Here is a 24,579-nt window from a genome sequence, read left to right as displayed (position 1 = left end):
CTCATCCACTGAGCGAATGCACTTAACAAAAGAGGCGAATACCATACATCTTGAGCTTAAAAAATTACCCTACCTAATCACCCAAGGACAATTGCTATGATGTGGTTTCTAACCTGTGTCGCAGCCCTCATCGGCGGATACTTCATCTACGGCGCTTTCGTTGAGAAAGTTTTCGGTATCAATGAGAATCGCCAAACGCCTGCCCATACTAAAACGGATGGTGTTGACTACGTTCCAATGTCAACCAAACGCGTTTACCTTGTTCAGCTACTTAACATTGCTGGTGTTGGTCCTATCTTCGGTCCAATCATGGGTGCCCTATACGGCCCAGCGGCAATGCTGTGGATTGTTGTAGGTTGTATCTTCGCTGGTGCGGTACACGATTACTTCTCAGGCATGCTTTCTGTTCGTAACGGCGGTGCATCAGTACCAACGATTACCGGTCGCTACCTAGGTAATGGCGCAAAACACTTTATGAACATCTTTGCCATTGTCCTATTGCTTCTTGTTGGTGTGGTATTTGTATCAGCGCCAGCAGGCATGATCACGAACCTAATCAACGACCAAACCAGCCTAAGCGTCAGCATGACGACCATGGTTGTGTTAATTTTCGCTTACTACATCATCGCGACAATTGTTCCTGTAGACAAAATCATCGGTCGTTTCTACCCACTGTTCGGTGCTCTACTGATCTTCATGTCAGTCGGTCTAATGACAGCGGTTGCGTTCTCTAGCGAGCACACAGTGATGGGTAACTTCCAAGTGAGCGATATGTTCACTAACTTGAACCCGAACGACATGCCTCTATGGCCGGCGCTATTTATCACTATCGCATGTGGCGCAATCTCAGGCTTCCACGCAACTCAGTCTCCACTGATGGCGCGTTGTATGGAAAACGAGAAGAACGGTCGCTTCGTATTCTACGGTGCAATGATTGGTGAGGGTGTTATCGCGCTAATCTGGTGTGCTATCGCTCTGTCTTTCTTCGGTACAATTGACGGTCTTGCAGAAGCAGTGAAGAACGGCGGTCCTGGTAACGTGGTATACAGCGCTTCATTTGGTCTGCTAGGCGTATTCGGTGGTGTGATTGCTTTCCTTGGTGTAGTTATTCTGCCAATCACTTCTGGTGACACTGCGTTCCGTTCAAGCCGTCTGATTCTTGCTGAATACTTCGGTATGGAACAGAAAACACTGCGTAACCGTCTGCTAATGGCTATTCCACTATTCGTTATCGGTGGCATCCTGACTCAAGTCGACTTCGGCATCATCTGGCGCTACTTCGGCTTCGCAAACCAAACCACGGCAGTAATGATGCTTTGGACTGCGTCAGCTTACCTACTGCGTCACAACAAGCTGCACTGGATCACAACTGTCCCAGCCGTGTTCATGACCACCGTTTGTGTAACGTTCATTCTAAACAACAGCACCCTAGGTTTTGGGCTGCCAATGCAAATTTCGACTATCTCTGGCGTTCTGTTCGCACTAGCCGCGGCGGCTTACGTTATCAAAATCTCGAAAGGCAAAGGTGACTCTGAGTTCGCCGATGAAGAAAAACCAGAAACGGTCTCTGAAACAGCATAGTCGATACCTCCATTTATCAACCCACTCATTACCCATGATGGGGTAAGATACAGAGCCTGCCTATCGCAGGCTCTTTTTGTTTCTCAGATAATTCCCATACAATAAAAATCTCGATTTCAGGTTAGGCTCGCTATGGAACTGGTCATCTCCCTATTGCAACAAATGTGCGTTTACTTAGTGCTGGCTTACATGCTGAGTAAAACGCCGATCATTTTGCCTCTGCTGAGCATCTCTTCACGCCTTAGCCATCGGCTCATTTGTTATGTGCTTTTCTCTGGCTTTTGTATTCTTGGTACCTACTTCGGCTTACAGATTAACGATGCTATCGCCAACACACGTGCTATCGGCGCGGTAATGGGCGGGCTATTTGGCGGCCCGGTAGTCGGCTTTGCAGTGGGGTTAACTGGGGGGATCCACCGCTACACCTTAGGCGGTTTTACCGATTTAGCCTGCGCGATTTCCACCACAGCTGAAGGCTTGATTGGCGGCTTGCTGCATGTTTACCTCATCAAGCGCAACAAAGGTGCGATGCTGTTTAATCCAAGCGTGGTATTCAGCGTCACTTTTGTAGCGGAAATCGTGCAGATGGTTCTGTTGCTCGCTGTCGCCAAACCCTTCGACCAAGCCTATGAGTTGGTTTCAACTATTGCAGCCCCGATGATCATTGCGAACTCAGTTGGTGCAGCTTTGTTCATGAGTATTCTGCAAGATCGTAAAACCATTTTTGAAAAGTACTCAGCGACCTTTTCCCGCCGAGCATTGAGCATCGCCGATCGCTCAGTCGGTATTCTGAGTACCGGCTTTAACAGTGAGAACGCCGATAAGATTGCCCGTATCATCTATGAAGAAACCAAAGTCGGTGCGGTCGCCATTACTGACCAAGAAAAGATTCTGGCTTTCGTTGGCATAGGTGATGATCATCATAGGCCAAATACTCCAATCTCATCGCAAAGCACACTCGATTCAATGGAGAAGAACGACATCATCTACCTTGATGGCAGTGAACGCCCCTACCAATGTTCATTGGCACAAGACTGTAAACTGGGCTCAGCACTGATCATCCCACTGCGGGCAGGCGAAGAGGTGGTGGGTACTATTAAGCTTTATGAGCCAAAGCGTAAACTGTTCTCCACTGCAAATATGTCGATGGCGGAAGGGATCGCTCAGCTACTATCGAGCCAAATTCTCTACGGCGATTACCAACAGCAGCAAGCTTTATTAGCGCAAGCAGAAATTAAACTGCTGCATGCTCAGGTGAATCCACATTTCTTGTTTAACGCGTTAAATACCATTAGTGCCATCACCCGTCGTGATCCCGACAAAGCTCGAGAGCTGATCCAAAACTTGTCGCACTTCTTCCGCAGCAACTTAAAACAAAATATCAATACCGTGACGCTAAAAGAAGAGCTAGCCCACGTAAACGCTTACCTCTCGATTGAGAAAGCCCGCTTCACTGATCGTCTCGAAGTAGAAATGAACATTGAGCCTGCATTACTCGACATCAAGCTACCAAGCTTTACCTTGCAGCCGCTGGTAGAAAATGCAATCAAGCATGGCATTTCTCATCTGTTGGAAGGCGGTCAAGTAAAAATCTATAGCCAGCCACACCCACAAGGTCACCTGATTACCGTCGAAGACAATGCTGGCAGCTATGAGCCACCACAAGAGAATCACTCTGGTTTAGGCTTGGAAATTGTTGATAAGCGACTGTCAAATCAATTTGGGCGTGATTCAGCGCTAAAAATTACGTGTGATAAGAACCAATTTACTAAAATGAGCTTTATCATCCCTCCATCAGCATAAACACAATCAAAAGCAGTCAAAGGTAGTATTGGATGTTAACCGCCCTCATCATTGATGATGAACCATTTGCTCGTGAAGAGCTGGCAGAGCTATTAGACGAAACTGGTCAGATTGAGGTCATTGGCAATGCGCCAAACGCCATCATCGGTCTGAAGAAAATCAATGAACTCAAGCCAGATGTGGTGTTTTTAGATATTCAAATGCCTCAGGTGACAGGCATCGAGCTTTTGGGCATGTTGGATCCAGACACCATGCCTTATGTGGTATTCGTGACCGCTTATGATCAGTACGCTATCCAAGCGTTTGAAGACAATGCATTTGATTACTTGTTAAAACCTGTCGATCCTTGCCGATTAACTAAGACGGTCAAACGCTTAAACAAAGTCGTGAGTCAATCTGCTCTTACCCAATCGTTTACTGCCATTGCACCAGAGAGCCTCGATCAAATCCCATGCATTGGCCACAACCGCATTGTGATCATGGCAACTGACACGGTTGAGTGCGCTTACAGCGACATCAGCGGTGTGCATGTACGCTCGAATAGCCAAACCGCCTGTACACAATTAACGCTAAAAACCTTGGAAGAAAAGACGCCATTGGTGCGTTGTCATCGTCAGTACTTGGTGAGTATTAAAGCGATCAGCGAGATTAAGCTGTTAGAAAATGGGTTGGCTGAAATCACCACCAAAACAGATTTTGAGATCCCCGTCAGCCGCCGTTACCTTAAAGTACTCAAAGAGACACTGGGTATTAGCCACTAATACGAAAAAGAATCCGATCAAAAAAGGCGACACCTGGTCGCCTTTTCATAAGTATTCGAGCGTATTAATCAACTTGCTTGATTTGCAGCTCTTTTGGCACTTCGAAAAACATGTTTTCTTCGCGGCCAAGCACTTCATCAACAGATCGCGCCCCCACCAATTCTTTGATGCGCTCTAGGATCTGGTTTACCAGCTCTTCAGGTGCGGATGCGCCAGCAGTCACGCCCACTTTTGATTTGCCTTCAAACCACTCTGGCTTGATGTCTTCAGGGCAATCGGTCAGGTAACCCGGCGTGCCTAGCTTCTCTGCAAGCTCTTTGAGTCGTGTTGAGTTCGATGAGTTCTTAGAGCCGACAACGATCATTACATCCACATCACCTGATAGTTCACGCACCGCATCTTGGCGGTTCTGCGTCGCGTAACAGATATCGTCTTTACGTGGTCCCTGGATCTCAGGGAATACGCGACGCAGCTCTTCAATCACGTCAGCCGTTTCATCAACAGACAACGTGGTTTGGCTAACGTAATGCAGATCGGATGGATCTTTTACGATCGCTTTTAACTTCTCAACGTCTACTGGCGTTTCCACCAAATACATGCCGCCAGTCTCGCTTGAGTACTGACCCATTGTTCCTTCCACTTCAGGGTGACCAGCATGACCGATCAGCACCACTTCCATATTACGGCGGCTTGCACGCGCTACTTCCATATGGACTTTGGTTACCAATGGGCAAGTTGCATCAAATACCGTTAGATCGCGCGATTTCGCTTCTTGGCGAACCGCTTGTGACACACCATGAGCAGAGAAAATCACAATGTTGTTGTCTGGCACTTCGCTTAGCTCTTCAACAAAGATAGCACCACGTTGCTTTAAGCCCTCAACGACAAAACGATTGTGCACCACTTCATGACGAACATAGATTGGCGGCTGATACATCTCTAGCGCACGTTCTACAATGCTAATCGCACGGTCAACACCGGCACAAAAACCACGTGGGTTAGCTAACAGGATTTTCATTTCATTGCTCATGGAAGTTATCTTTTATTGGGTTCGCTATTCTACTGACAAAATTTCGACTTCGAAAGTCACGTCTTGCCCCGCGAGTGGATGGTTAAAGTCCACCGTAACTGAATCTCCAGCAATTTCAGTGATAATGCCTGGAATTTCCATACCATCTGGGCCACTAAACGCCATGATCGTGCCGACTTCCACTTCCGCTTCGCCAACAAACTTAGTGCGGTCCATATGGTGAATATGGTCTGGGTTCGGCATGCCAAAGGCGTCAGCAGCTTTCAATTCAATTACCTTTTGTTCACCGACCTGTAAACCAACCAAACACTGCTCAAAATTTTTGCTTAAGCTACCATCCCCCATAACAAATTTAGCCGGTTTGCCCATATTGTGAGTACTATCAGCGACTGAGCCATCTTTCATCTTGATGGTGAAATGCAGTGTTACTGCCGAATCATTATTTATTATTGTCACGTTACTGCTTCCTTGTTCTTGGGTATTTCCGCGTTTATTTTTAATCTTTTCTTATCAAGATGCCCTGATTGAGCTCCAACATAATAAAAAGCGCCGTCCGAATCAACGGACGACGCTTAGGGTTATTCTATCTATCGCAAAGATTATTGCTCTGGGGTCTTTTTACGGAAACCGTCGAGGATGATCATTGCCGCACCAATACAGATAGTGGTATCCGCTAGGTTGAATGCTGGCCAATGGTAGTTACCCCAGAAGAAGTCTAGGTAATCAACAACAAAGCCGTGAACAACACGGTCAAATACGTTACCCACTGCACCACCAATGATCATGGCATAAGCGATATTGTTCCACTTCTCTTTGGCTGGCAGTTTGCTCATCCAGTAAGTTAAAAGACCCGTCACGATAAACGCAATGCCAGTGAACAGCCAACGTTGCCAGCCCGCTTGATCACTCAAGAAGCTGAATGCCGCGCCATAGTTATGAACGTACAGTAGGTTGAAGAATGGCAGCACCTCAATGCGGTTGGCCCATCCGTACCCCATGTTATCCATCACCACCAGTTTAATGCCAATATCAGCAATAAAGATCACAACGGCTAGCCATAGCCAGCGAACCCCAGATTGCTTTAACGTCAGTGCTTTTTCACTCATTACTTTACCTACAAACAGCCCCAGTAAATACTGGGGCTGTCAAATTTAAAAAAGTTCAGTCGTTCTAGGTAATTACGCGAATTTACGTACTTCACCTTCACCATCAACGTTTGATACGCAACGACCACAGATCTTCTCATGGCCTGAGATGGTGCCTACATCTGGCGTGTGGTGCCAGCAACGGTCGCACTTCTCACCTTCTGCGGCTTTCACTTCCACAAACAGACCTTCAATGTCTGTTGCTTGTGCTGCGTCAGACTTCTCACTTAGTGGTTTCACTTTAGCGCCAGAAGTGAGCAATACGAAACGTAGTTCATCTTCTAGTCTGTTGATTCTCGCTGCGAGAGCATCATCAGCAAACAGCGTCACATCGGCCTGAAGCGCACCACCAATGGTTTTCTCTTTACGAGCGTCTTCAAGAAGTTTGTTTACTGCACCACGAACCGCTTGGACCTCAGTCCAGAATTCGTTGTTCAGCTCTTCACCTTCAACAAGACCGAATAAACCATCGAACCATTCACCCGTGAATACGAACTTGTCGCGGCTCTCTCCAGATGGAAGTAACGCTGGCATTTCGTTCCAGATTTCATCTGCAGTGAACGACATGATTGGCGCCATCCAACGAACTAGCGCTTCTACGATGTAGTAAAGTGCCGTCTGACAGCTACGTTGAGCGTGACCACCCTGCTTCGCTGTGTACTGACGGTCTTTAATTACGTCTAGGTAGAATGAGCCCATTTCGATAGAACAGAACTGCATTAGACGTTGAGTTACTGCGTGGATGTTGTACTCATCGTACGCTTTGATGATCTCTTCTTGCGCCGCTAGTGCACGACCCACAGCCCAGCGATCTAGCGCCACCATTTCCTCTGCAGGAACGATGTCTGTTGCTGGGTTAAAGCCGCTTAGGTTCGCAAGGAAGAAACGCGCAGTGTTACGAATACGACGGTACGCATCAGCAGAACGTTTTAGGATTTCATCCGATACCGCAACTTCACCCGTGTAGTCTGTAGAAGCAACCCATAGACGCAGGATGTCTGCACCTAGCTTGTTGGTTACGTCTTTTGGTGCTACAACGTTACCAATCGATTTCGACATTTTACGACCGTGACCGTCAACCACGAAACCGTGTGTCAGTACTTGCTTGTATGGCGCTTCGTCTTTCATCGCGATAGATGAAATCAGAGAAGATTGGAACCAACCACGGTGTTGGTCAGAGCCCTCTAGGTATAAATCCGCGCTGTTGCCGTTGTACTCTTCACGAGCATCAACCACAGAGAAGTGCGTTACACCTGAATCGAACCATACGTCTAGCGTGTCGAGCACTTTTTCGTACTGATCCGCTTCGTCACCAAGCAGTTCTGCTGAATCAACATCCCACCATGCTTGAATGCCTTTCTCTTCAACCAACTGAGCAACCTTCTCGATAAGCTCTAGTGTGTTTGGATGAAGTTCTGCTGTTTCTTTGTGAACGAACAGCGCAATTGGCACACCCCAAGTACGTTGACGAGAGATACACCACTCAGGACGACCTTCAATCATACCTTCGATACGGCTTTGACCCCACTCAGGCATCCACTCAACACTCTTGATTGACTCAAGTGCTTTTGCACGTAGGCCAGCTTGGTCCATAGACACGAACCATTGCGGTGTTGCGCGGAAGATGATTGGAGTCTTATGACGCCAACAGTGCGGGTAGCTGTGCTCGTAAGCGTGGTGGTGCAGTAGTGCACCTCTTTCTTTCAGTACTTCTACGACGGCATCATTCGCTTTAAATACGTGCTGACCAGCAAACAGCTCAGTGTCTGGTAGGTAAACACCATTTGAGCCCACTGGGTTTGCTACTTCTAGGTTGTATTTGTTACCAACCGCGAAGTCTTCTTGACCGTGGCCAGGAGCCGTGTGAACAACACCAGTACCAGAATCCGTCGTAACGTGATCGCCTAGGATCGCCGGTACCGTGAAATCGTAGAATGGGTGTTGGAACTGAGATAGCTCAAGGTCTGCACCTTTCGCAAAGCCTAGATTATGGAAGTGCTCGATTCCCGCACGATCCATTACGTCTTTCGCCAATTCAGCAGCAACAATGATGCGCTCAGGCTTGCGTTCTGATGCTTCGTCACCTTCAACTTGGATAAGCACGTATTCTAAGTCATCACGTAGACATACCGCGCGGTTTGCAGGCAGTGTCCAAGGCGTGGTTGTCCAGATAACGATAGATACGTCACCTTGACCTTCATGACCTTCAGTCAGTTCAAACTTAGACAGAAGTGCCGCTTCGTCAGCCGCTTTAAAGCGCACGTCGATAGATGGCGATACTTTATCTTTGTACTCAACTTCAGCTTCAGCCAGTGCTGAGCCACAGTCTGTACACCAGTGAACTGGTTTGAAACCTTTCAGTAAGTGACCTCGGCTTGCGATCTTACCAAGTGCACGGATGATATTCGCTTCAGTTGCGAAATCCATTGTACGGTATGGCTTATCCCACTCACCCATGATACCAAGACGCTTAAAGCTCTCTTTCTGGCCTTCAACCTGACCTGCCGCATATTCACGACATTTCTCACGGAATTCAGCAGCCGTCACTTTTTGGCCGGGTTTGCCAACTTTCTTCTCTACCATCAACTCGATTGGCAGACCGTGACAGTCCCAGCCTGGAATGTATGGTGCGTCAAAACCTGAAAGTGTTTTGGATTTAATAATAATGTCTTTAAGAATCTTGTTTAATGCGTGACCAATGTGAATGTCACCGTTCGCGTATGGAGGACCATCGTGCAGTACGAATGACTTTTTGCCTTTCTTAGCCTTACGGATTTCACCGTAAAGATCTTCTTTGTACCAACGCTCAAGCATTTCTGGCTCACGATTGGCCAGGTTACCGCGCATTGGAAACCCTGTTTCAGGTAAGTTCAGGGTATCTTTATACTCACTCATCGATTCTTAATTCCGTTATATTGGGCGAAAATTAGACATTATGTTCAGCGGTGGAATAAACCGCTCAACGCTCAAGCTGATGTAGCCACACCCTTGCTACTTCAGCATCCAATTCAATTTGTTGTTTAAGTGCTTCAAACGACTCGAACTTTTGCTCATCTCTAAGCTTATGTAAAAGTTCAACTTCTAGCTGTTTACCATACAAATTAGCGTGAAAGTCGAATAAGTGTACTTCTAACTGCTGACGAACGCCATTGACCGTTGGTCGTTGACCAATATTAGCGACGCCACCAATCGGCTTATCTCCTAAACCAAGCGCTTGAACAACATAAACTCCGGAAACCGGAGATACACAGCGTTTCAAAGGAAGGTTCGCGGTAGGAAACCCGATGGTTCTACCTAGCTTTCTCCCATGAGAAACGCGACCGCTGATACTGTAATCTCTTCCCAGCATCTCCTTAGCGGACTGCAAGTCATTACGAGCCAATGCTTCTCTTATCGCTGTACTGCTGACTCGTAATCGCTGTAAACAAAAACTTTGGGTACTGACGACTTCAAAGCCGTAGTTTTTCCCGGCTTCCTGTAACATCGCAAAGTTTCCCGTTCGACCTTTACCGAAGCAGAAATCATCGCCAACGACAAGAAACTTAACACCCAATCGCTCAACCAACAAGTCACGGATAAACTGTTCCGCCGTTAGGTCTGCAAAATGACGATTGAAGTTAACACAAAGCAAACGGTCGATATCGAGCTTACTTAGCTGCACAAATTTGTCTCGCAGCCGCGTCAACCTTGCTGGTGCCTTATCTCGAGCAAACAGCTCCATCGGCTGAGGTTCAAAGGTCATCACAACCGAAGGCAACGACAGTTTCTCCGCTTGATCAGACACTTGCTGCAATACTTGTTGGTGACCTCTATGTACACCATCGAAATTGCCAATAGTCAGCACGCACCCATGATGGCGCGACTTAATATTGTGAATACCTCTTATCAGTTCCATTGGATACGGCTTCATGCCCCTGTTATACTTTGCTCTGTGTCAAACCGACGGATTATATACCAATCAACCTTATTCTGTCCCAGCTTTTAGGTCTTTAAAGCGCACTCCGAGTAAAAACACCACCGCTAAGTATACAGCAGCACCTAACCCAATGAGCATTGCTAATACCCCACTGCGATGAACAAAGCTCCACTCTAGCCATACGGACATGTCCTCAAGTTGCCATAAAATAGCGGCAACCATCGCGGCGCCAGCAACCACTAAACGTCCAATAAATAGGATGGTACGCTTAGTAATTTGATAAACCCCCGCCAAATGCAAACCACGATACAATAAAGCCATGTTCACAAAAGCCGACAGTGCGGTCGCAATAGCCAGGCCAACATAACCGTAGAACCAAGCAAAAATAGCGTTGAAGACCATATTCGTCACCATGGCTACGATGCCGTATTTCACTGGTGTTTTGGTATCTTGACGAGAGTAGTAACCTGGTGCCAATACTTTGATCAGCATAAAATTCAGCAAGCCTGATGAATACGCCAATAAAGATAGGGAAGCTTGGTGAACATCTTGCGGTGAAAATTCGCCACGCATAAATAGCACCATCAACATTGGTTTTGCTAATACCATCAAACCAAGCATTGCAGGGATCCCCAACAGAGTCACCATACGAATCCCCCAATCCATCGTATGCGCAAACCCTTCACTGTGAGCGTCTACGTGTTTACGTGACAATGCAGGCAGAATGACGGTCGCAATTGCGATACCAAACAGGCCTAATGGGAATTCCAACAAGCGATCTGAATAGTACAACCAGCTGATCGAACCGGTTTGGAGAAAGCTGGCAATAAAGGTGTCAAACAGCAAGTTGATTTGGCTAACCGAAACACCAAATAAAGCAGGGATCATCAACGTGCGGATTTTAACGACACCCGGATCGCGCCAGCCCCATTTCGGCTTAACCATCACTCCCGATTTAATAAGGAAAGGAATCTGGAATAAAAACTGAACCAAGCCACCAAGGAAAACGCCTATCGCGAGGCCGATTTCAGGTTGCGACATTTGCGGCGAGATAAACCAAGCCGACAAAATGATCATCACATTCAGAAAGACAGGAGTAAAAGAGGAAACCGCAAACTTACCTAATGTATTGAGAATCGCTCCAGATAGCGCGACAAAAGTAATGAACCACAGATAAGGGAAGGTGATTTTGAGCATCACACTCGCGAGCTCAAACTTTTCCGCCGATGGACCACCATGCATCCAATCTAAGAACCAACCAAAACCAAATAAAGCGGTAACGACGCCAGAACCTAGCACCCCCAAAATGGTCACTATCGAAACAATGACACCGAGCGTACCCGCAGCACGAGCAATCAGCTCGCGGGTTTTATCCATATCGCCTTGAGCGTGGCTTTCGGTCAAGACCGGTACAAAAGCCTGAGAAAACGCACCTTCCGCAAACAGACGGCGTAAAAAATTAGGAATTTTATTCGCAAAGAAGAAGACATCAGCACTTGCGCCTGCCCCCATTAAATTCGCTACTACCACGTCACGCACTAGGCCGAGAACGCGAGAAATTAGTGTCATGGCACTGACGATCATGCCTGACTTGAGCAGTCGTTTACTCACTTTAACCTCGGTATATCACCTTAATATAGCCAACCCTATACCGCTAAGCCTTTGAAAGCACCAAATGGGCGTTAGAAATATATCCATTTATTGTCAGATCTAAGCGGATAATTATTAGCATTGGTCTAAAAATACTGTTAGAATCCCCGCCATCTTAACCGCGATGACCTTTCTTACCAAAACTTGTTTTGGTTTCGATGGGTTTTTGCACAAATCATTTGACATTTAGGCGCAAATGAGGGATAGTCCTCGCCCTTAAATTGTCATAGAAATAAGTTTTTGGGAGTTAGACCCTTGGCAAATAGTAAATCTGCTAAGAAGCGCGCTATCCAAGCTGAGAAACGTCGTCAGCACAATGCTAGCCGTCGCTCAATGATGCGTACTTACATGAAGAAAACTGTTGCTGCTATCGAAGCAGGCGACAAAGAAGCTGCAACTGCTGCATTCGCTGCAGTTACACCTATCCTAGACCGCATGGCGACTAAAGGCCTTGTTCACAAGAACAAAGCAGCTCGTCACAAGTCTCGTTTCGCTGCGCAAATCAAAGCTCTATAATAGAGAATTGGTTATACAGTGAAGAAAAAACCGGCTTTTGCCGGTTTTTTTATATCCAGATTTTGCGAAAGCGCAAAATCAAAGTAATAAAAAAGCTGGCAATGCCAGCTTTTCTTGTATGCGACGAGCGTTCTATTCGTTGTCTTCGCAGTAGAGAGCATGAAGTGTCTTGATCAGTGCTTTCACTTCATCACTTTTCAACGTGTAGTACACCGTTTGCGCTTCTTTTCTCGTCGTAACTAACTCATCGCGACGAAGCCAAGCTAAGTGTTGAGACAATGCCGATTGGCTTAGTGCAAATTTTGCACACAACTCCCCAACGGACAGTTCTTGATTAAGAAGTATACAAAGAATTTGTAAGCGTCTTTCGTTTGCCATCGCTTTAAGCAACACGACGGCTTTCGCGGAGTTTTTCTCCATTTCTTGTAGATTCATATGTTGGGCCTCTAGCTACAACCTACTTACTCCAACCTTGGCCAGTTTGTTGTGTTACAAATATCGTATAATTTACGCTTATAATTTTGTCGATAGTAATCTATTTGTTTGAGCAACGAAATGGATTCACTCAAACATTTGACTAAAATCTGCGTCACAAACGTTCTTTACTGCGGGGTGTTGAATCATTCGTTCAGCAAAAATGACGTAATACTCTTCTTTTAAATCCTCGACATGCCCGATCAACTGTAAACTGCGATCATCTTCAACCTCTGACATGTATACCGTTGGTGCCAAGAAAATCACATCATCACGGTAACGAGCAAAAGCTTTCATTAATGCCACATCATCAAACTCGCCAAGAACATCCGGTTGCAAACCTTGCCTGTCAAACCACTGCAAAACTTTACGCCCCATCGCCGTACGGCTTGCTGGGATCAGAAGCTTCTTGTTCTCCAATATATCCGGAAATTTAGCGTCTGGGATGTCTGAAGAGGCAAAAAAGCTCATACTACTCTCACCAAGTTTCTTGCTGTACAGACCCGGGCTTTGGGTCGAATCCACCGGGCAGTCAGACAAAATCATATCCAGTTTGTGCTGAGATAAGCGTTCTAATAACAGTTCATGGGTCGATTCATAACAGCGCAGGTGAATGCTGTTATCTTCTGGTACCGTTGTCATAAGAACTTTACTAACCAAACGCTTAGAAAGTGCATCGGCAACGCCAACTTCAAACAAGATATTGGAATGCTGGCTGTAGTTGACGATATCAAGCATTTCGTAACTCAAACCAAACATACGGTCTGCATATTTAAATACCAATTGCCCAAGCTCCGTCGGCTCCACTGTGCGACCGTTACGCTTGGTCAACTTACCTTTCATTCGATCTTCCAGCGCTTTAATTTGCCCGGTCACCGTCTGAGGCGTTAGGAATAAAGCATCCGCCGCTTTAGTTACAGACCCTTGCTTGCAAACCATCCAAAAGTAATAAAGGTGATTGTAATTTAAATGTGACATAGCCTATTCCGAAAAAGAAGGTGACACTTTTTATACCAAATGTGACAGCAACAAACAACAAACTCGACAAAACCTACATAAATTACCATTTACTTATACTTTTACCGAAACAAAGACATTCACACTGCCATAAAAGTAAAACCCCAAAGCACACTTTCGTACGGAAATGAAAATCAACACCCCATTTAAATTATGATTTTTCAACTTAAAAATCAACGACTTGGCTTGAAATGAATTTTTGTTAACCGCTAACTCTCAAAAAGAACAATAAAAAATCCCTATAGAAAGCGAACTGTCATATTACTGAAATATTTCATCTCTAACATCGCCCCCAGTTTCAACAACAGACCAAATAAACGAACTGAAAGGTCCACGGAGAAAATTATGATGAACCAAGCTACTTCAACAGCAGCGCCAATTTCGAGTACGACTCGCTGGTTACGCTGGGCTAACTTGGCATTCATGTTATATCTGCTTCTTCTAGCAGTATCTATGGTTGGTAGCGGCTTCAAATGGGCAACTGGCGATCAAGCTAAAGTACTATTTGAATTTGCGTCTCACCCAGTCGCAGGTCTAATGATCGGTTTGGTGGCTACTGCCCTAATCCAATCTTCAAGTACCGTAACTTCTATTATTGTAGGTTTGGTTGCAGGTGGTCTACCTGTAGAAACCGCGATTCCTATGGTAATGGGTGCGAACATCGGTACAACGGTAACGAATACTCTTGTTTCACTTGGTCACGTACGTTGTAAAGACGAATTCAAACGTGCCTTTGCAAGTGCAACGATTCATGACTTCTTCAACCTACTTGCTGTAATGATCTTCCTTCCACTGGAGATGATGTTCGGCATTCTAGAGAAAGTGTCTCACTGGTTGGTATCACCTCTGCTAAAAACAGGTGATATGAGCATGGGCGGTTTTGACTTCATCAAACCAATCACTAAGCCAGTTGTAAGTGCGATTAAAGAGCCTCTATCGACATTTGGTGACACCATGGGTGGTGTAGCCCTGATTGCTCTAGGTATCGGTACTATCTTCGTTGCTATCACCGTAATGGGTAAGCTAATGAAGAGCCTAATGGTTGGCCGTGCTCGTGATATCCTTAAGAATGCAATCGGTCGTGGTCCTATCCACGGTATCGTATCGGGTTCAGTTGTAACGGTACTTGTTCAGTCTTCTTCTACGACAACAAGTCTAATGGTTCCGCTGGTTGGCTCAGGTGTTCTGAAAGTACGTGACATTTACCCGTTCACTCTAGGTGCTAACATCGGTACATGTATCACGGCATTACTCGCAGCAACTGCAGTATCTGGTGAGTTCGCCGTATTCGCATTACAAATTGCACTCGTACACCTAGCGTTCAATATTTTGGCGACACTGTTCATCTTCGGCATCCCATTCTTACGTGAGATTCCAGTGAAATGTGCTGAGCTGATTTCTGAAATGGCAGTTAAAAACAAAGCCGTAGTGGCCGCTTACTTGCTAACGGTTTTCCTAGTACTGCCAGGCTCAATTCTTGCTCTGACAGTATAAAAATACGATTACCATCACTTATTTCTAAGCCCGCGACCTTGGTTGTGGGCTTTTTTTTGTTGGTTGTCTTACCTTCCTTCATCACTCTAAAGGAATGACAGAGAAAGAAATCGCAACAACAGCGAACTGGCTTCAATCTATACGTTGCTCTAAACCACTTTTCCACCGCAACAGGCAAGTCACTGACTGTTCCGAGTTGGTCTTAGCGCCATACCTGCAGCGAAGTAATAGGAAGATTCTCTTTCATAGAGCGACAAAAAAGGGCTACCCATAGAGGCTAGCCCTTTCATTATTGATTTATCTTTAAACGGAAAATGGATACTGAATTGGGTCGTGGTGCTCGTAGCCTTCTACCCAGAAGTCATCCAATGTTACCCACGTCTCCAAATCTTCTAGAGACTTGATTTCCGGATTAATATGGAACGTCGGTGCTTTTAGCGGTTCACGCTGTAACTGGATATCACGCATTGGTTCAAGCTGATCTTCATAGATGTGAGCATTGACAATCTTGTGGTAAGCCAGGCCAGGCTTCTTACCCGTTATTTGCGCCATGATAGCCAAGAAGACATACACTTGAACCATATTGAAGTTCAAGCCTAGCGGGACATCACAAGAGCGCTGCGTACTATTTAAGTACAGCGTATCCCCCAGCAGTGAAAAGTGATGACTGTACATACAAGGGCGCAAACAGCCCATATGAAATTCACCCGGATTGTAAAAGTTAAGGATTTCACCACGGTCATCAACACCACGCGTCAAATCATCCACAATCTTACGCAATTGATCGATATGACCGCCATCTGGCTTCGCCCATGAACGTCCTTGAACGCCGTATACACGGCCCATGTCATCTTCACCTTTACGATACGGGTTGTTCAACCATGCTTGGTTTAAGTTTGCGTTCGCATCCCAAGTTTTAGTGCCTAACTTACGGAAGTCCTCTGCATTATCGTAACCGCGAATATAACCAAGTAACTCAGCGACCGCCGCTTTCCAAAAACTCTTACGCGTGGTCACGAGTGGAAATTGGTTGTTTGCGACGTCGTAAGACAAGTCCGCATTGATTACTGTTAGGCAACGTTTGCCAGTACGTTCGTTTTCAATCCAAACACCTTGGTCAACGATACGCTGACACAAATCTAAATACTGTTTCACACCCGTTCCTTACTTTGTTTTAACTTGTGCTTTATCTTGGTAAAGGCCACGTTTATATGCCCAAACCATCATCCCAACGCCCAAAATAATCATTGGTGACGATAATATTTGCCCCATCGAAATGTACCCTCCGAAGAGACCAAGTTGCGCATCCGGTTCACGGACAAACTCAATGAGGAAACGGAATGTTCCGTAACCCGCTAAAAATAGCCCTGACACGGCACCAAGTGGACGTGGCTTCTTAATAAACCAGTTTAAGATGAAGAATAGCACCACACCTTCTAGTAGCATTTCATATAGCTGAGATGGGTGGCGTGGTAAAGGCCCGCCATTAGGGAAGATGATTGCCCACGGTACATCGGTCACACGGCCCCAAAGCTCACTGTTCATGAAGTTGCCTAAACGCCCCATACCTAGGCCAAATGGCACAAGCGGTGCAACAAAATCGGCCACACCAAAGAATGTTCGACCGTTCTTACGTGCATACCAGAACATTGCGGTGATAACACCGAGGAGTCCTCCGTGGAACGACATCCCCCCCGTCCACACTTTAAACAAGTAAAGAGGATCGGCTAGAAACAGATCGAAATTATAGAAAAGAACATAGCCAACACGACCACCAATCACGACGCCAAGAAAGCCCGCAAACAGTAAGTCTGATACTTGCTCACGCGTCCAGCCGCTTCCCGGCTTGTCTGCACGACGATTAGCAAGCCATAAGGCAAAGATGAAACCAATCAAGTACATCAAGCCATACCAACGCACCGACACAGGACCAATAGAGATTAAAACCGGATCAATATTGGGAAATTCAAAGTATCCCTGAGACATAAATCATTCTCTTCTTATAGCAAATAAAACAAATATACCTAAGTAACCTCAAGAGGCTTGGGTATAAACTCACAGCAGCATTGTTGCTGCGACAAACATTAAGAACACCGCAAAGATTTTCTTTAATACCGTTGTAGGAAGGTTGGTTGCCATTTTCGCACCAAATTTGGTCGTCATCATCGACGTCATCGCTATCGAAATCAGAGCTGGCAAGTAAACATACCCAATACTATACGCAGGTAAACCTTCAACGTTATAGCCATGCAAAATAAAGCCCATCATGCCTGAAATCGCTATCACGCAGCCACATACTGATGATGATCCCACGGCTTTACGCATTTCGATCCCATGCTTATTCAAAAATGGCACTGATAGTGAACCACCACCAATCCCCGCAAGGCTAGATGCCACACCAATCCCCATACCATACATCACGGTGACGGAACGACTTGGCATCGATCTGTTTCTGGTTACTTTAATCGAGCGAAACATTTGTACAGCAAGACAAAAAACAATTCCCCCAAAAACTTTTGGTAAGTAATGGGTCGGGATCCACTCAGCAAGATTAGCACCAACAAAGCCACCAATCACCACACCTGGCATCAACCATTTCACCACAAACATGTCCACGTTGCCGAGTTTAAGGTGGTTCAGGGCGGATGAGCCCGATGTCACAATGATACTCGCGAGCGATGTGGCGAGAGCCATATGCATACTCATCTCAATTGGAATGCCCGCAAGTGGAAGGAGATACAACAATGCTGGCACAACAATCAGCCCGCCTCCGATCCCAAGAAGCCCCGCCATGACGCCAACAAAAGCGCCTAGCGCCAACAATAAAAAAAATAAAGAAACAGTCACAATTACCTACTTTTTACCCGCACGAATAAAGCCTGCAAATCCTTGTTGAATAAAAAAATCATGCATCATCTGGTGAATATCTTGTCCATAAGACATCGACATGGCTTGTTTGGCGAGTTTTTCTAGTTCTTTTTGTTCACTATGACGAATTAAGTATTTAACCTTAGCAACATTGGAGGTGTTCATACTCAAACAGGTATAACCTAACCCCAGTAGCAATAGTGCACCAAAGGGGTCTCCAGCCAACTCACCACAGATACAAACTGGCACTTGATACTGATGGCAGACATCATGAATTTGCTTCAAGGCTAAGAGCACGGCTGGGTGCATAGACTCATAAACATCCGCAACTCGAGAATTGTTCCGGTCCACCGCGAGCAAATATTGCGTCAAATCGTTCGTGCCAACAGATACAAAGTCGACTCGATGCGCAATTGCTGGCAATAAGTAAACCATGGATGGAACCTCAATCATGACACCGATGTCCGGCGCCGGGATCCGCTCATCCAGTAACACGACTTCACTGTAGGCTTGATTGATCAAGGTAATGGCATCATCCAACTCTTTAATGCCCGAAATCATCGGTAACAAAATACTCAAATTCCCGCTCTCAGCACTCGCTCTGAGCATGGCACGTAATTGGATTAAGAAAATGTCGGGATGATCTAATGTAAAACGGATACCACGCCAGCCTAAGAAGGGATTATCTTCCTCAATGGGTAGATATGGCAGCGGCTTATCACCACCAATATCTAAAGTACGCATCACCACACGCTGGTTTGGGTAACTATTTAATATTGCTTGGTACTGATGATACTGCTCATCTTCCGATGGAAAGTGATGTTGAAGTAAAAAGGCAATTTCTGTTCGATACAGACCGACGCCATCGACACCGGAGTTAATCGCAATATTGCTGTCTGCGCTAAGGCCCGCATTAAGCATCACTTCAACATGGAGGTCGTCGAGAGTCGTTGCTGGCAACGCAAGATCTTTATTGACCATTGCGTACAGCTCAGATTCTTCATTAACCAGGCTTCGATATTCACGCAGAAGCTGACGGTTCGGCTCTAAAAAAACCTCACCCGTATAGCCATCGACAATCCCTAGCTTACCATTCACCTCACAGGTGTTAATGTGAGCTCCCATGATAGCAGGGACGCCTAAAGCGCGTGATAAAATCGCCGCATGGGAATTCGCCGCACCTTCCAGTGATACGACGGCAAGCAGGTGCTGCTTAGGAATGGACGCCAGTAAGGTTGCCGTCAACTCATTAGCAACCAAGATAACCGGGCGATCAATCGCCGAATGCTCTTGCTCACTATTTTGTAGAAAGTACAACAGCCTTTGGCCAAGCTCTTTGATATCTTGTGCGCGCTCACGCAGATAGACGTCAGACATACGGGCAAAGCGGTTAGAGTAAGTCTCAACAACTTGACGTAAAGCCCATTCCGCTCGATCACCTTTCTCAATCTGTTTTTTAAGATCTCCGCGCAGCATAGGGTCGTTAAGTAAGTGAGTAAAAAGATCAAAAATGGCCAACGCATCTTTATTTATTTCACTGTCGAGTTTCTTACGCATACGGCGGAAGTCGTTTAATGCCCTCTCTACGGCAACCGCCAAAAGTTCGTGTTCACGTTCTTTATCCAGAGTCGATGTGGGGAATACATCATTTAAGCTAGGCTGGGTATTGTCAAACCAAAACTCCCCAATCGCCACGCCCGTAGAAGCAGGCAATCCTTTTATCACTTTAGGCTTCGATGCCAACTGCCAGTGACCGAGGTTTTGAGCATGAGCAATCAACACCGCAAGCTGAGCTGAGAGCGTCACAAGGAAAGACTCTTCCATCTCACTAAACAAACGTGGCGTTTTTTGCTGAATGACCAGAACACCTAATACTTTTTTGCGGTGAATGATCGGTGTACCGAGGAACGAGTGGTAAACCTGTTCACCAAGTTGAGGAAAAAACTTAAAATCAGGATGGGTCGCCGCTTCTGCAAGGTTTAGCGGTTCAGCACTACGCTTTACCAACCCTACCAGACCTTCATTGAAGTTGATATGAATACTATCGCCTTCAAAAATAAGGCCTTGAGTTGCCATCAACTCAAGGCGCTGCATTTCTTCATTTGCAAGATAGATAGTACAACACTCAGAACAAAGGGCAGCACAAGTCTCTTTTACCAATATATCAAAAGCCAGATGTACATCATCGACTCTGGAGACTTTTTCAACTATGTCCCTTAGCTGACTAAGCATGTTTATCCTCTACCTACGTTGCTTTTTTCTTTTCCCTTTCGTTTTACGCTCGCGAAAAGGCATCGCTAAAGATGCAAATTCTTTCATGGCTCGACGATAAACATCTCGCTTGAAAGAAACAACTTGCCTAACTGGATACCAATAGCTCACCCAGCGCCAACCATCAAATTCAGGGGATTTCCCACGCTGCATATTGATACGAGATTCATCGCATTCTAATCGCAACAGAAACCATTTCTGTTTTTGGCCGATACAAACAGGCTTAGAGTCCCAACGAACCAATCGCTTTGGTAACTTATATCTTAACCAATGACGGCTTGCTGCTATGATCTTAACGTCTTTATTCGTCAGACCGACTTCTTCATATAACTCCCTGAACATGGCTTGTTCAGGTGTTTCACCTTCGTCAATTCCACCTTGTGGAAATTGCCATGAGTGCTGCCCGTATCGTTTAGCCCAGAAGACCTGACCATGGTTATTACATATCACAATACCAACGTTGAGTCGGTAACCATCGCCATCTATCACCGGCTAACCTCTATGAATAATTTTTTATTACCGTGATTTTTCCACATATCCCCATTACTAGCAAACTTACTGATGTGATATGAGCAAGATTTATTAGCACCTCGCCTTCACTGGATATCTTTTACTCAAATCCAACTTTATCAACATAGCATTGAGACATGACCCACATTTATTCACCTTTTCTGTGAATAACTTTGTGAAGAAATCGACATCAACAATATTTTTTGTTCAACACCATTCTTAGCGCCATTATCTAAAATTGAGAAAAATCACAATAAACAACTGATAATAAATGATTATAACCTCTATATAAACAAAATGCGCCCTCATTTATTTTGATGATCTTTTCACCACACACAGATCGGTTAAAGATCGTTCAATAGGCTATTTATCCACATACAACAGGTAGGACTTCAGGTTATCTCGCTAAAATCAAGTCGCAATACACCGCCATAACACTGTGTATTCGTCCACTACCCATCAAGATCTTGTCGGTTGCTGTCATTTCTGTGGATAAGTAGTGAATTAATCATTCTTAATTCAGCTTGATGCAATCTTGGGCAGTGTATTTTCCGGTAATTTGGTAAACTCAATGTTTTAGTTATCACTATCACATTATGAAACCAGAACCACACTCTGAAGCTGAACTCATGGAAAGAGCACACGACATTGCAGGCTTAACATTTGCTGAGCTTGCAGAAGAAGCCGAAATGATCGTGCCTGAGAACTTAAAACGCGATAAAGGCTGGGTGGGTCAACTGCTCGAATGGCATCTCGGTGCGCCTGCGGGAAGTAAACCTCAGCAAGATTTCGCCAAGCTCGGGATAGAATTAAAGAGCATTCCTATTGGTTACTCTGGCAAGCCATTAGAGACGACCTTTGTTTGTGTTGCCCCACTGACAGGTGTACAAGGACTGACATGGGAAACCAGCCATGTGCGTAACAAACTATCTCGCGTATTGTGGGTACCCGTTGAGGGGGAGCGAGAAATACCGCTCGCAGAAAGACGTGTAGGCAGCCCACTAATATGGTCTCCTGATCAAGAAGAAGAACACATCCTAAGAAATGATTGGGAAGAGTTGATGGAAATGATCGTTCTAGGCAAATTCGATCAAATTTCGGCCAGACATGGCGAAGCACTGCATTTGCGCCCAAAAGCCGCCAATGCAAAAGCACTGACGGAAGCTTATAGCTCTTATGGAAAACCGATAAAAACCCTACCTCGAGGCTTCTATCTCAGAACACAATTTACTGAGCAGATCCTACTGAAGCATTACATCAACGCACAATCAGAATAATGATGCTGTCTTGGATCAGTGCGTCACCAGTGACAGTTCAATGTCACAGTACGAGTCAGAGCCTTCACTACCGAACTCATCGTAAGCGTTGTGCAGTCTCAAGTAGGCTTTATCTATCCCTAACCGCAGCAGCTCTTCTTTCACCAACTCTAACGACCCAAAGTGAATGGGATCTTCGCCATTTTTTATTGGCTCAAGCTGATGTTTATACTCCACTGCTAGCAAATAGTCAGAGACATCAGAACAACCAATCACAAAAACCTTAGGTTTTTTGTAGGTATCTTTGTGGTGGCCATGTAGCCACATGTCCAGTTGATGTATCTGCATAATTCACCTCCTTTACGGTTTAAGTGTAGTTGCACAATGCTCCGCTTTCGAGTCATCCAATCTACGAACGGAAATCATTTGCCCAGTTGGTTGGAATTCCCCTATATTGTAATAACTTACTCGACCGTAAACTGTGCAAGGAAGTGATATGCTATATACGAAGCTCCCTCACTCATCTCTAGAGATCAGTAAGATCAGCCTTGGTACTATGACATTTGGTGAACAAAATACTGAACGAGACGCCTTTGAACAGATCGACTTTGCTCTTGATTACGGGATTAACTTCATTGATACCGCAGAAATGTATCCCGTTCCACCGCAAGCTAAAACTCAAGGGCTCACAGAGCAATACATCGGGAATTGGTTAGCTAAGAGCGGGAAACGCGAGAAAGTGCTACTCGCAACCAAGATCGCAGGTCCGCGAAATGTACCTTATATTCGCGAGAATATGAGTCTCAATCGTCGTCATATCCATACCGCGATTGAGGACAGCTTACAGCGCTTACAAACCGATTATATAGACCTCTATCAGCTGCATTGGCCGCAGCGTCAAACCAACTGTTTTGGTGAGCTGAATTACCCCTATCCAGATAAACAAGAAGAAGTCACTTTAGTGGAAACATTGGAAGCACTAACAGAGTTGGTAAAATCAGGGAAAGTACGCTACATCGGCGTATCAAACGAAACGCCTTGGGGAGTGATGTCTTTGCTCCGACTCGCTGAAAAGCATGACTTACCACGTATCGTTTCCATTCAAAATCCCTACAATCTGCTCAACCGCAGCTTTGAAGTCGGTTTATCTGAAATCAGTCATTACGAAGGTGTACAACTATTAGCCTATTCACCACTGGCCTTTGGCTGTCTCAGCGGTAAATACCTTAATGATGCGAAACCTAGAGGCGCACGCTGCACCAAGTGGGAACGCTTTGCTCGCTATTTCACACCACAGGGTATAAAAGCGACCGAGGCATACGTCAATTTAGCAAGAGAACATGGTTTAGATCCGGCACAAATGGCACTCGCATTTGTTAATCAACGCCCATTTGTTGCTTCAAACATCATTGGCGCGACGAATCTAGAACAGCTAAAAACCAACATAGAGAGTATTGAGATCGTCTTAAGTGACGAGCTATTAACAGAAATCCAAGCCATTGGTACGACCTACTCGAACCCTTGCCCATAAGCGAAGCAACGCTAAAGTAGCAAACACTAAAATCAAAACAGGCTGACCACAATGGTCAGCCTGTTTTGATTATATTAAGCCCAAATTGAACTGAATACGTATGATGGATCGTTCAACTTGGGCTTTGGATTACGTCAGTATTCGCGAAGTTAACACTCGACGAAGGTGATGGACTCGACGCTCAACTTTAACGACATCAGGAATGCTGCTATGAGTTGAACGGCGTTCTTTGTCCAAACCTATGTCTCTCAACAGATGTTCGTTCGTCCATGGAATGTTATGACTACTGCGACGAACCGTTCTCTGCCACTGTTTTTCCTCACGTTTTAGGTCTGCCTTTACTAGCAAAGTAGCCAGTTTCAAATAGATAGAATGACGCATAATGTTTTCTCCAAATTACGATAAATGATCGACTGGGGAAAATAGTGCGAGTTTTAAACAGAAGGAGTCTGCTGAGACTAAGCCGCTACTTTTCCGCAGCCTAGTGAGATTGATAGGTGACGGATTAATTTAATCGAATGAGCCTGTTGTATCCTGTTTGACCGTCTTAATGGTTAGACGAACGACAGGCATACGATCAGCGCAAGCAGTGGTGTTAACAACATATTGTTTCATCTTGCGCCTCCTAGCTAAAAATTAATCCGTGATTGAAATGATATAACTCTATGAGTTACGGTTAAATTGTAAGCAACCCTGCGTAATTATCAACCCGCGTTTTTCTTTCTAGCAAAAAACAAATTAAATTTTCACATATCG

General features: G+C 45.4%; 22 protein-coding genes. 7 read left to right on the top strand and 15 right to left on the bottom strand.

Going from position 1 to position 24,579, the window contains the following annotated elements; all coding sequences use genetic code 11:
- Window positions 1-96 precede the first annotated feature (96 nt).
- The 3 genes from AK966_RS10270 to btsR all read left to right on the top strand — a co-directional run bounded on the left by AK966_RS10270 (window position 97) and on the right by btsR (window position 4,145).
- Complete coding sequence (locus tag AK966_RS10270) at window positions 97-1,581, top strand: carbon starvation protein A (RefSeq protein ID WP_119464081.1); 1,485 nt, start codon at window positions 97-99, stop codon at window positions 1,579-1,581.
- Between the two features lie 132 nt (window positions 1,582-1,713).
- Window positions 1,714-3,384 carry a sensor histidine kinase gene (locus AK966_RS10265; protein WP_099078934.1) on the top strand — a complete coding sequence of 557 codons (1,671 nt, stop codon included), beginning with the start codon at window positions 1,714-1,716 and terminating at the stop codon, window positions 3,382-3,384.
- A gap of 32 nt (window positions 3,385-3,416) precedes the next feature.
- Complete coding sequence (btsR, locus tag AK966_RS10260; protein ID WP_099078933.1) at window positions 3,417-4,145, top strand: two-component system response regulator BtsR; 729 nt, start codon at window positions 3,417-3,419, stop codon at window positions 4,143-4,145.
- A gap of 64 nt (window positions 4,146-4,209) precedes the next feature.
- Here btsR and ispH read toward each other — a convergent pair whose 3' ends face one another.
- From ispH to murJ, 6 genes are all read right to left on the bottom strand, one after another.
- Window positions 4,210-5,175: a 4-hydroxy-3-methylbut-2-enyl diphosphate reductase gene (gene ispH, locus AK966_RS10255; RefSeq protein ID WP_172438095.1), complete on the bottom strand. Its 966-nt coding sequence runs from the start codon at window positions 5,173-5,175 to the stop codon at window positions 4,210-4,212.
- A 24-nt stretch (window positions 5,176-5,199) separates the two neighbouring features.
- The gene (gene fkpB, locus AK966_RS10250; RefSeq protein WP_099078932.1) at window positions 5,200-5,631 is read right to left on the bottom strand and encodes an FKBP-type peptidyl-prolyl cis-trans isomerase; all 432 of its coding nucleotides are present in this window, start codon (window positions 5,629-5,631) and stop codon (window positions 5,200-5,202) included.
- A 143-nt stretch (window positions 5,632-5,774) separates the two neighbouring features.
- Entirely contained in the window at window positions 5,775-6,281 is a 507-nt protein-coding gene (gene lspA / locus AK966_RS10245) for a signal peptidase II (RefSeq protein ID WP_099078931.1), read from the bottom strand.
- 72 nt (window positions 6,282-6,353) lie between these two features.
- A complete protein-coding gene (gene ileS, locus AK966_RS10240; RefSeq protein WP_119464080.1) occupies window positions 6,354-9,215 on the bottom strand; it encodes an isoleucine--tRNA ligase in 2,862 nt (953 codons plus the stop codon).
- 64 nt (window positions 9,216-9,279) lie between these two features.
- Window positions 9,280-10,215, bottom strand: coding sequence for a bifunctional riboflavin kinase/FAD synthetase (ribF, locus tag AK966_RS10235; RefSeq protein WP_099078929.1), 936 nt, complete (start codon window positions 10,213-10,215; stop codon window positions 9,280-9,282).
- A gap of 69 nt (window positions 10,216-10,284) precedes the next feature.
- Window positions 10,285-11,847 (bottom strand): murein biosynthesis integral membrane protein MurJ, encoded by a 1,563-nt coding sequence (gene murJ, locus AK966_RS10230; protein ID WP_119464079.1) that lies wholly within the window; start codon window positions 11,845-11,847, stop codon window positions 10,285-10,287.
- A 294-nt stretch (window positions 11,848-12,141) separates the two neighbouring features.
- Here murJ and rpsT point away from each other — a divergent pair, with 294 nt between their 5' ends.
- Entirely contained in the window at window positions 12,142-12,402 is a 261-nt protein-coding gene (rpsT, locus tag AK966_RS10225; protein WP_005440571.1) for a 30S ribosomal protein S20, read from the top strand.
- 132 nt (window positions 12,403-12,534) lie between these two features.
- Here rpsT and AK966_RS10220 read toward each other — a convergent pair whose 3' ends face one another.
- Together AK966_RS10220 and nhaR are read right to left on the bottom strand one after the other, a co-directional pair.
- Window positions 12,535-12,837: a metalloregulator ArsR/SmtB family transcription factor gene (locus AK966_RS10220; RefSeq protein WP_119464078.1), complete on the bottom strand. Its 303-nt coding sequence runs from the start codon at window positions 12,835-12,837 to the stop codon at window positions 12,535-12,537.
- Window positions 12,838-12,963: 126 nt separating this feature from the next.
- The gene (gene nhaR / locus AK966_RS10215) at window positions 12,964-13,854 is read right to left on the bottom strand and encodes a transcriptional activator NhaR (protein ID WP_099078926.1); all 891 of its coding nucleotides are present in this window, start codon (window positions 13,852-13,854) and stop codon (window positions 12,964-12,966) included.
- A gap of 387 nt (window positions 13,855-14,241) precedes the next feature.
- Here nhaR and AK966_RS10210 point away from each other — a divergent pair, with 387 nt between their 5' ends.
- Window positions 14,242-15,387, top strand: coding sequence for a Na/Pi symporter (locus tag AK966_RS10210; RefSeq protein WP_182852648.1), 1,146 nt, complete (start codon window positions 14,242-14,244; stop codon window positions 15,385-15,387).
- Between the two features lie 303 nt (window positions 15,388-15,690).
- On the opposite strand, the gene AK966_RS10205 is transcribed toward AK966_RS10210, so the two are convergent.
- The 5 genes from AK966_RS10205 to rppH form a co-directional block, all read right to left on the bottom strand.
- Window positions 15,691-16,542 (bottom strand): thymidylate synthase, encoded by an 852-nt coding sequence (locus AK966_RS10205; RefSeq protein WP_099078924.1) that lies wholly within the window; start codon window positions 16,540-16,542, stop codon window positions 15,691-15,693.
- 9 nt (window positions 16,543-16,551) lie between these two features.
- A complete protein-coding gene (gene lgt / locus AK966_RS10200; RefSeq protein ID WP_099078923.1) occupies window positions 16,552-17,373 on the bottom strand; it encodes a prolipoprotein diacylglyceryl transferase in 822 nt (273 codons plus the stop codon).
- A 69-nt stretch (window positions 17,374-17,442) separates the two neighbouring features.
- Complete coding sequence (locus AK966_RS10195) at window positions 17,443-18,234, bottom strand: sulfite exporter TauE/SafE family protein (protein ID WP_099078922.1); 792 nt, start codon at window positions 18,232-18,234, stop codon at window positions 17,443-17,445.
- 6 nt (window positions 18,235-18,240) lie between these two features.
- Window positions 18,241-20,487: a phosphoenolpyruvate--protein phosphotransferase gene (gene ptsP, locus AK966_RS10190; protein WP_099078921.1), complete on the bottom strand. Its 2,247-nt coding sequence runs from the start codon at window positions 20,485-20,487 to the stop codon at window positions 18,241-18,243.
- 9 nt (window positions 20,488-20,496) lie between these two features.
- On the bottom strand, window positions 20,497-21,015 hold the full coding sequence (rppH, locus tag AK966_RS10185; protein WP_099078920.1) for an RNA pyrophosphohydrolase: 519 nt from the start codon (window positions 21,013-21,015) through the stop codon (window positions 20,497-20,499).
- Between the two features lie 617 nt (window positions 21,016-21,632).
- Here rppH and mutH point away from each other — a divergent pair.
- Window positions 21,633-22,313, top strand: a complete 681-nt coding sequence (gene mutH / locus AK966_RS10175) for a DNA mismatch repair endonuclease MutH (protein WP_099078919.1) — start codon at window positions 21,633-21,635, stop codon at window positions 22,311-22,313.
- 15 nt (window positions 22,314-22,328) lie between these two features.
- Here mutH and AK966_RS10170 read toward each other — a convergent pair whose 3' ends face one another.
- Complete coding sequence (locus AK966_RS10170; RefSeq protein ID WP_099078918.1) at window positions 22,329-22,640, bottom strand: DUF6482 family protein; 312 nt, start codon at window positions 22,638-22,640, stop codon at window positions 22,329-22,331.
- Between the two features lie 148 nt (window positions 22,641-22,788).
- Between AK966_RS10170 and AK966_RS10165 the strand changes: the two genes are divergently transcribed.
- Entirely contained in the window at window positions 22,789-23,823 is a 1,035-nt protein-coding gene (locus AK966_RS10165) for an NADP(H)-dependent aldo-keto reductase (protein ID WP_099078917.1), read from the top strand.
- 129 nt (window positions 23,824-23,952) lie between these two features.
- On the opposite strand, the gene AK966_RS10160 is transcribed toward AK966_RS10165, so the two are convergent.
- Entirely contained in the window at window positions 23,953-24,204 is a 252-nt protein-coding gene (locus AK966_RS10160) for a DUF1127 domain-containing protein (protein WP_099078916.1), read from the bottom strand.
- Window positions 24,205-24,579: the final 375 nt, after the last annotated feature.

The organism is Vibrio sp. PID23_8 (assembly GCF_003584965.1).
Taxonomy (GTDB): domain Bacteria; phylum Pseudomonadota; class Gammaproteobacteria; order Enterobacterales; family Vibrionaceae; genus Vibrio.
The sequence above is the reverse complement of the archived record's forward strand: the minus strand, read 5'-3'. Positions and strand labels throughout refer to the sequence as shown.